At 58.9% G+C, this 8,056-nt stretch carries 9 protein-coding genes and 1 pseudogene; 3 read left to right on the forward strand and 7 right to left on the reverse strand.

Annotated elements, in window-relative coordinates:
* Positions 1-328 precede the first annotated feature (328 nt).
* The 4 genes from APM_RS23155 to APM_RS15010 form a co-directional block, all read right to left on the reverse strand.
* The gene (locus tag APM_RS23155; RefSeq protein WP_206740701.1) at positions 329-505 is read right to left on the reverse strand and encodes an RES domain-containing protein; all 177 of its coding nucleotides are present in this window, start codon (positions 503-505) and stop codon (positions 329-331) included.
* 554 nt (positions 506-1,059) lie between these two features.
* Positions 1,060-1,986 carry a threonine/serine dehydratase gene (locus APM_RS15000; RefSeq protein WP_039888935.1) on the reverse strand — a complete coding sequence of 309 codons (927 nt, stop codon included), beginning with the start codon at positions 1,984-1,986 and terminating at the stop codon, positions 1,060-1,062.
* A gap of 236 nt (positions 1,987-2,222) precedes the next feature.
* Positions 2,223-2,912, reverse strand: a complete 690-nt coding sequence (locus APM_RS15005) for an aspartate/glutamate racemase family protein (protein ID WP_241763172.1) — start codon at positions 2,910-2,912, stop codon at positions 2,223-2,225.
* Between the two features lie 137 nt (positions 2,913-3,049).
* On the reverse strand, positions 3,050-3,811 hold the full coding sequence (locus APM_RS15010; protein ID WP_007424227.1) for an SDR family NAD(P)-dependent oxidoreductase: 762 nt from the start codon (positions 3,809-3,811) through the stop codon (positions 3,050-3,052).
* Positions 3,812-3,910: 99 nt separating this feature from the next.
* Between APM_RS15010 and APM_RS15015 the strand changes: the two genes are divergently transcribed.
* Positions 3,911-4,819, forward strand: a complete 909-nt coding sequence (locus APM_RS15015; RefSeq protein WP_012039898.1) for a LysR family transcriptional regulator — start codon at positions 3,911-3,913, stop codon at positions 4,817-4,819.
* Positions 4,820-5,213: 394 nt separating this feature from the next.
* Here the strand turns inward: APM_RS15015 and APM_RS15020 are convergent, their stop codons facing one another.
* From APM_RS15020 to APM_RS20595, 3 genes and pseudogenes are all read right to left on the reverse strand, one after another.
* Entirely contained in the window at positions 5,214-5,516 is a 303-nt protein-coding gene (locus APM_RS15020; RefSeq protein WP_039888936.1) for a CcdB family protein, read from the reverse strand.
* Positions 5,516-5,767 carry a type II toxin-antitoxin system CcdA family antitoxin gene (locus tag APM_RS20590; RefSeq protein ID WP_138919222.1) on the reverse strand — a complete coding sequence of 84 codons (252 nt, stop codon included), beginning with the start codon at positions 5,765-5,767 and terminating at the stop codon, positions 5,516-5,518. Before APM_RS20590 ends, APM_RS15020 begins: the two co-directional genes overlap by 1 nt.
* A gap of 155 nt (positions 5,768-5,922) precedes the next feature.
* A pseudogene (locus APM_RS20595) lies at positions 5,923-6,421 on the reverse strand (IS5 family transposase); the annotation flags it as partial.
* A gap of 472 nt (positions 6,422-6,893) precedes the next feature.
* Here APM_RS20595 and APM_RS20600 point away from each other — a divergent pair.
* Together APM_RS20600 and APM_RS15025 are read left to right on the forward strand one after the other, a co-directional pair.
* The gene (locus tag APM_RS20600; protein ID WP_218060465.1) at positions 6,894-7,313 is read left to right on the forward strand and encodes a hypothetical protein; all 420 of its coding nucleotides are present in this window, start codon (positions 6,894-6,896) and stop codon (positions 7,311-7,313) included.
* A 188-nt stretch (positions 7,314-7,501) separates the two neighbouring features.
* Positions 7,502-8,056, forward strand: a 555-nt coding sequence (locus tag APM_RS15025) for an IS5/IS1182 family transposase (protein ID WP_007424231.1), incomplete at its 3' end; no start/stop codon positions are given.

Consider the following 8,056-nt stretch of genomic DNA (forward strand, 5'->3'; position numbering starts at 1 on the left):
AAGCGGTGATAGGCTCCGCTGTCCCGACGCTGGACTCAGCGCCCTGCGCAGGCCCGGGAATCAGGGGCTGGCTGGCGGTGGAGGCGCGGGTCGAGCGCAAAGCGCTCTTGATGCCTGATCGTATAGCCGGACTAGTCTGCTTCTCCGAGGAAGATCAGATTCCAGCTATACGTCGACACGGTGCTCGGGATCAGAAAACACCGATGTTGCCTCAACAGTTCGTCCCCGAATTTCTGCTGGCCAGCCGCCGGTATACCCGGACGAAGTCAGTTGGGGTTTGGAACCATGCGGCGGTCCACAACGTAAACCTGCGCCGGGTCGTCCACGGTTATTGCCGTGAGCGTGTGGGGGATGTGTCGAGTATGCCAAATCCCTTGTGCACGGCGACCTCGAGAATCGCCGTCGCCGGATCTAGCGAATAATAGACTGCGCGCACGCCTCTGCTGTTCCAGCGCCCTCCGCCGAGGTGGGCGCCTTCGCCGTTATCCCAACTGGCCGCATACACCTCCTGGTCAATGCGCCACGTTCCCGCGCCCTTCCGGCGGAAAAATTGATGGCTGAGTTGATCGCTGAGACGCAGTTGGCATGAGGGCCGATAGCGGATTGGAACGTTACGGATAGCGTACAAGCCAAAGCAGATGTTTAGGCACCTAACGTCTAGATATACATTGGCTGTCCAGGATCAATTACGCACCGCCAGGTGTGCAGGTATACGGAAGGATATCGGGATGACGTGTGAGGTGGACGGAGTGTTTTTTCGGACTGCGCCGCCCCCTTCCCCGCGACCTTCCGCCAGCGCCATCCGGTGGCGTTCTGCCCCGGTTCGCGTTCGACTTCAGCGATCTGGAGGAGGTCATGGCGGCAGCCGACGCCGCGATCCGCGAGACCAGGATCAGCCTCGATCGGATCCGTAAGACAGGCCGGCCGGAGGCCGATCCTGAATCCGACCGTGAAGATTCAGCGTGAATGGGTGAGCAATGCCCACAGGATGCGTCGCGCCCGGCGACCTGCCATGCGAGCAGGTTTCAGGGAAGGGAGTGCGACGATGATGGACGCTCCTCAAAAGGATACCGCGGTGGTGTTGCCCCCGCTAATGATGACACCGACATTCTCATCTGGTGCAGGTCGGTAGCGCCCGGAGAGCAAAGCGGCGAGAGCCGTAGCGCCGCCTGGCTCAGCGGCCACGCGCGCCACTTTCCACAAGCGACGCTGGGCATCGGCGATTGCGTCATCCCCGACCAGAACGACGTCGGCGACATGATCACGGGCAATAGGGAAGACCAGATCGCCGACCCGCCTCGGTGCCAGCGAATCTGCCGCAATTCCGCCGGTTTCGGTATCAACCGGTCGGCCGGCGGCGAGCGCCCTCGTCAGGGTTGGCGATGATTCGGGCTCGACGCCCACGACCTTGATGCGCCCGTGATACCAACTGGCGATCCCTCCGATCAGCCCACCACCGCCGACAGCGACCAGCAGGGTATTGAGCCCAGCCACTTGCTCCTCCATTTCAAGCGCAATCGTACCCTGTCCGACCAACGTTTCGCGTTGATCGAAGGCATGGATGGCAAGGGCACCGCTATTTGCGATCCATGCCTCGCTCGCGGCCAGCGCATCGGAATAACCTTCGCCGCCGACGACAAGTTCGGCGCCGAAATCGCGGATGCGTTGGATCTTGGCCGGAGACGAGATCGCCGGCACGAAGATGCGCGCAGGGATTCCGAGCCTCATCGCCGCATAAGCCACGGCGGCACCGTGGTTTCCTCCCGAAGCGGCAACCACGCCGACCGTCGGGATTTCTCTTGTCAGCAGGTTTGTGAAGGCGCCCCGTGCCTTGAAGGAGCCGGCATGCTGCAGCAATTCGAGTTTGAGAGTGATCGGCTGTGAGGCTAGACCGAAATCAACCCCATTGCAGGCCAGAACCGGCGTGCGTCGTATGTGCGGCCGAATCAATCTCTCCGCAGCCTGAATGTCACCTGTGCCGATCATTGCAACGCCACCCTGTTTCTCAATTCGGTCTCTCATCGCAGGTTGTGTTTCAAGTATTCCCTTGCTGGGAAGATGTGCCGGGCATTGGGAAAGGTCGGCACCCGGCGATAACCTGCTAGCATCGTGTTTCAGCCGATATGATCGCCATGGATATGGGCGTGCAGATGAATAAATCTCCTCGGATAAGAGGTGGCCAGCACCCTGAGAGAGGAAATACAGGAAAAAGCGGCGCACTCTCAGGCCAGAGCATGACGAACGATTTGGTCGATGTGAAGCTGAGCCAGATCGATATGTGGGAAATCCGGCTGATGTTCCGCATAAAACGACGACAGATCGGTTCCCGCTAGAAGAATTGCCTGCGCATTCTTCCTTTGCAAAAGCCGATTGGCCAGTCTGCTGAATTCCGTCATTTCAGGCTGCGTTGCCCGTTTCCCGTGAATGGCGATCTCGGCATACGTATTGTGCACCCAATCGAGAACATCCCTGTCCAGCGAGATATCCCGTTGTTTCGCAACGGCTCCGAAGACGCGCGTCTGCATGACAGCACGGTTGCCGAACACAGCAACGCGATCTGTCCCGGCGGCAGCAAGTCCGGCGGGAACGGCATCCAATATGCTGATCAGGGGAACACGGGCCACACGTGTTATGTCCGATATGGCGATATGAGGCGCGACGGCGGAAATGGCGACGATTTCGCACCCGGCATCGGCGAGTTCATTGGCCAGGCCCCCGAGATAGGCGCCAAGAGCAATCCTGTCCTCTGCGGCTACATAAGATAACACCCGCAAGACGTCTGCGTGGCTGAGGACGAGTTGCAGTGGAGCTTGGCTCGCGGCGAACCTTTTTTGGATCTGCTCGTAATAGAAAATACCCGCCCGGAGCGCGAGACCTCCGATAAGACCTATCTTGCGCATCAGGAACTCCATTATTGTCTCACCCTTGATGCGCGTGAAGATGACGCATCCGGGAAACGTGCCAATCATGGCTTGTGATTCGCGTGAAAGAGCGTGGCGCGCTTCCCTGCGCCATACCCCGTCGTGGTATCGGTCGGAGAGCCCCGACCTCAGATCACCATCCCACCGGAGGCTTCAATGCGTTGCGCATTGATCCATCGATTGTCCTCCGACAGGAGGGCAGCGATCATCGGACCGATATCATCGGGCAAACCCGCCCGTCCAAGCGCTGTCAGGTCTGAAATGCGCTTGTTTACCTCGGGATTGTCTCGCACGATGCCGCCGCTGAAATCGGTCTGCACCGCGCCGGGAGCGACGACATTGGCGGTAATGCGCCGGGCGCCAAGTTCCCTCGCCATGTATCTCGTCATCACCTCAACAGCACCTTTCATCGACGCATAGGCAGTACTGCCTGGATAGGCCACGCGGGTCAGCGCCGACGAGACGTTCACGATCCGGCCGCCATCGACGATCAGCGGCAGCACGGCCTGTGTAAGAAAGAAAGCGCCCTTCACGTGCACCCGAAACAGCGCATCGAAATCCGCCTCGGTGATATCGCTGATCGGTGCGTGGTGGGACGTTCCGGCATTATTGATGAGATAGTCGAACTGCTCCACCCCCCACTCGGCCAGAATCCTGCGCAGTTCGGCGACAAAGGCCGGAAAGGTCGCGGTATTCCCCGTATCGAGTTGCAAGGTTGCGGCACGCGCGCCTGCCCGCTCGGTTGCGGCGACCACCTCATCTGCTTCTGCCCGTCTGCGATGATAGGTGAAGATCGACCTGACGCCGCGCCGGGCGAGCGCCTCAACGGTCGAACGGCCAATGCCCCGACTGCCGCCGGTGACGATTGCGATATGAGATTGTGCGGGCATGAGGGTCTCCTGTTCCGGTTCTACGGATTTAGCCCGCCCGCCCGACGGAATAAGGCCGCTGTTGCAGACGACTTTGTTTTGCAGGACAGAATAATGACCATGGATCGCCTCGCCGCCCTCGAGCTATTCGTCCGTATCGTCGATCGTGGCAGTTTTACCGCTGCGGCGGCGGATTGCTCCATCTCCCGACCGGCAGCCACCGCCACGATCAACGCGCTGGAGAAGAGGTTGGGAACCAGGTTGCTGCAACGCTCGACACGGCATGTGCAGCCGACCGTCGAGGGTGAAGCCTACTACCGACGCTGCATTGGTATCCTTGCCGATCTCGAGGATGCGGACCGGGGGGCCAGCGGTGCCGTGGCAGGGCTGCTGCGCGTCGACATGGTCGGCACGCTGGCGCGCATCGTGTTGCCGGCACTACCGACCTTTCTAGCTCTGCATCCAGCCGTGACGGTGCATATCGGTGAGGGCGAGCGCTTTGTCGATTTGGTACGCGAAGGGGTTGATTGTGTCGTGCGAGCGGGCACTCTTCCTGATAGCGATATGATCGTCCGGCATCTCGGCGTGTTGGAGGAGATCATCTGTGCCAGCCCCGCCTATCTCAGCGAACATGGCGTGCCAGCAACGCCGGATCAGCTGGACGGGCATTTCATGGTCGGATTCGTCTCCTCGCGCACGGGCCAGCCCTTGCCGCTGGAATTCATGGTCGATGGCGTGAAGGTCGAGAGGACGTTGCCGGCTCGCGTCATGGTTAATGGAGCGGACACGAGTGCTGCTGCGGCGCGCCTCGGGATGGGGCTGGTGCAGGCGCCGCGCTTGCGGTTCAAGGATGATCTAAACACCGGAGCACTCGTGGAGATTCTCCAGGACTTCCAGCCCAGTCCCACTCCGATTTCCGTCATCTATCCGAATCATCGCCAGCTTTCGCCGCGCGTGCGGGTCTTTGTCGACTGGCTCGTTGAAACGATCGCACCTCTGCTTGGCCGCTCTGGATACAAGGTGCCGTGATCGGTCTGCCGCCGCATCCATCGGCGCCGTGGCGCTTGCTCCGCATCTTATTCCGCATAGTGTAATGTGATCGGGTGTTGAACTGGCCGGCCGCAAACCGTTCGGAAGTCGGTTCCAGCATGCGCCCGGCTCGCGTGTCGCCATTGGATCGATATGATGAAGGTGCGCTCTTGATCGTGCGCGAAAAGATCTACGGGCAAGTGCGTGATCCCGTTTTAGATGCCCTGGAACTGGACCGTTCAACCGCGCAAAGAGCTTTCGCCACGAGGCTTCGGCCCGACCAATTACCTTGGAAAAAAGCCGCTCGTCAGCTACCCGGCCTATAAGCAACTATCTTGGCGGAACCTCCATCAACTCGTGTTACATGCTATCGGAGCGCACGAACAAAATCGGGTTAGAACCCGATGAGAAGGACATCGAGGGCGCGGGTAATGCTGTCGCGCTCCGCAGCCAACGAGCAAATATGCTGACTCAGCTCGCGCCGTGGGATGCTGGCGATTGCCTGCGTCATCATGACGAGACGCGTGCCGTCAACCTCGAACACTGGATTGAGGTCGCTGAAGGGTTTTGGCGCCATCTCTGCCGGCAGGAGCGGGACAACGACCCGCGTCGCCAATTCCGAGAGCAGATCGGCCTGAACGTCGAGTACGTAACCCGGTCTGCCTCCGGGCATAGGGTGCACATCGAACCGTGCCATCAAAACTGCCGGTATGCCGCCAAGGGCAAGCCGTGCGACTCGACATGCTCATTCCACGCCTGAAATGCTGCACGGTTTTCATCGAGCCAGCGTTGTCTCCGGGCCGCGGCAACGGCCGTTGCCACGCCCTGTTCGCAAGCTTGCGACAGATTGATGCCAAGGCTCCGGGCGTCCTGCAGCAATGCTGCGGGCAGTGTGACATTGGTTGCGCGCCGCGAAGAAGCCACAGTGCGGTCGCTGGGTTGTGGCATAGACATCCGCTGCTCCTCCAGAAGTAAGTGTGCAGGATATGCGCATATATCATGCGCATATCCTGCACACAACATTATTTGCCACAACATACTGCGGGCGATGTGTCAAACACCCACTCCACCAAAAGTGGACCAGACCCCAGCAGGAACCCCACTCCATCACGGCCCTGGATGGCCGCCGAATGGGCCTGGAGCTTGATCGCCCGACCGTCGACATCGACCGTGGCGTGACGCTTGCAGCCTTGATCTTCTTGCCTGCGTCGTATCCCGGATGCCGCCGCTCTCGGTCGTCTTGACGCTCTGACTATCTATCACAGCCGCCGTGTGGCTCGCGCCCCGACCCGTCCTCTCGCGGTCGAGCATCAAGGTGATGGTTTATCCGCTCCCAGGTGCCGTCGTTGCGGAACCAGCAAACCAGCGATAGGTCGTGGGCCAACGCGTAAAATCCTTCGGCAGCAGGCTCCATGCAATCCCGCCACGCAGTACGTAGAAGATCGCATTGACAATTTCGCGCATCTTCCACTTCCGATGCCGGCCGCATGAGCTCGGGGCGGGCAGGAAAGGCGACAGGAGCAGCCACTCCTAGTCGGTCACGTTACTTCCATAGCGTAGCCCGTTGCGGCTATGCTGCGCACGGGTGGTTGGCGTCCACACAGTGTCTCAGGCAAGGCTTCGAACACCTGCCAGGAATCACGTATGGCCCAACCATTCAACTTTCAATCAAAGACGCTCCGACTCCATTCCGAAATGGCCTGCTACGTTTTTGCGAGCGAGCAAATATTCGTGCTGGAGCGATGGTCTGACAGAGTAAACTGGGCGAATACTACTTAAGAATGATGCTTGTATCGAGAATTTTCTGAAGATTTTGATATCGAATGAACGAATAGCAGCGACGCAATGTAATCAACCTGTAGTATAGTATTGAATCGATTTCAACCCATAGTATAAAATGAAATAATATTTTGTCGGAATTCCTTACGTCTCATAAAATGAGACGCGATATCTGTTTGATTTTATTAATATTGCAAATACGGCACAATTTTTGCGTAATCATTGAACGCACTTCAATGTATGAAGTGTCCGTGGTCATACATGGCATGATTTCTCAAACGTTTGGAGATTGAACATGTCTAGCGTCCGCAAATATCTGTTACATGGAGCCGTGGTGCTCCTCGGCCTCACGGGAATAGCGCGGGCGGATATTTATAATCCGACCTGGCTAGTAACGGCCTGGACCACAACGACCGGTAAGATTGGCGGCACCAACTTCATAAACGCTGCAAGCCAGCCTGCGCCATCGGCCGTAGATGCACTGGCTTCCTTCACATACTCAGGGCAGTTGAATTTCGACAACACCAATAATCAGGGACAGTCGAATACGTACGCCGACTTCTTTACGAATACCGCCAACATCTCAAATTTCAGCGGTATGGGTGGCGAGGCTGCGTTCCTTGGAACCACGATGAGTTCTCCAGGAAACTCGAATTATTCATATCTGGAGTTCTCGCTCCAAGGCCCCGCTGCGAATATAGCTTCAGGCACCTAGTCACCCGTGAAAAATCGAACTTTGCTGATCTGGGGGCGATGTTTTGGTGGCTGGCAATATTGGGATTTGCAGGGTCTGGGCGAGCTGAGGGGAAAACCTTGCAAAACCGTTGGAGCGTTGCGCGGTGGTCGCGATCGTGATTCTCTCCCTTTGATGTCGAACATCATGCGTTTGGCGTGGAGGAAAGAATGCCGCCGAAGCTGAATGCCTCGCAGGATGATCTCGAACTGTTCCGCTCGCGGCTGGAGAACATCATCGACCAGCGGCATCCCCTGGTGCGGCTGGCCCGGCTGATCGACTGGCGGGTTTTCGAGGAACGCTTCGGCTCACTCTACGCCGAGGCGGCGGGACGTCCGGCACTGCCGACCCGCCTGATGGTGGCGCTGCATCTTCTCAAGCACATGGATGGGCTGTCCGACGAAGCGATCTGCGCGCGCTATCTCGACAGTCCGTATGTCCAGGCATTCTGCGGCGAGACGCATTTCCAGCACACGCTGCCGCTTGACCGATCCTCGATGACGCGCTGGCGCAAACGGATCGGGCCCGAGCGGATGGAGGCCCTGCTCGCCGAGACGCTGGCGGCCGCCGAGCGGGGTGGGGCCGTGGCGGAGAAGCACTACAAGCGGGTCACCATCGATACCACGGTCCAGCCAAAGGCCGTGACGCATCCGACCGACAGCAAGCTCCTGCACAGCGGCATCGAGACACTGGCGCGGATGGCACGCAAGCACGGTATCACGCTA

This window comes from Acidiphilium sp. PM, from assembly GCF_000219295.1.
In the GTDB taxonomy this organism is placed as follows: Bacteria; Pseudomonadota; Alphaproteobacteria; order Acetobacterales; family Acetobacteraceae; genus Acidiphilium; species Acidiphilium multivorum.

Coding starts and splice junctions, on each gene's coding strand:
- APM_RS15015 (WP_012039898.1), top strand. CDS start 3,911: ATGGATCGCCTCGCCGCCCTCGAGCTATTCGTCCGTATCGTCGATCGT.
- APM_RS15000 (WP_039888935.1), bottom strand. CDS start 1,986: ATGATCGGCACAGGTGACATTCAGGCTGCGGAGAGATTGATTCGGCCG.
- APM_RS15010 (WP_007424227.1), bottom strand. CDS start 3,811: ATGCCCGCACAATCTCATATCGCAATCGTCACCGGCGGCAGTCGGGGC.
- APM_RS20590 (WP_138919222.1), bottom strand. CDS start 5,767: ATGCCACAACCCAGCGACCGCACTGTGGCTTCTTCGCGGCGCGCAACC.
- APM_RS20600 (WP_218060465.1), top strand. CDS start 6,894: ATGTCTAGCGTCCGCAAATATCTGTTACATGGAGCCGTGGTGCTCCTC.
- APM_RS15005 (WP_241763172.1), bottom strand. CDS start 2,912: ATGGAGTTCCTGATGCGCAAGATAGGTCTTATCGGAGGTCTCGCGCTC.
- APM_RS15020 (WP_039888936.1), bottom strand. CDS start 5,516: ATGGCACGGTTCGATGTGCACCCTATGCCCGGAGGCAGACCGGGTTAC.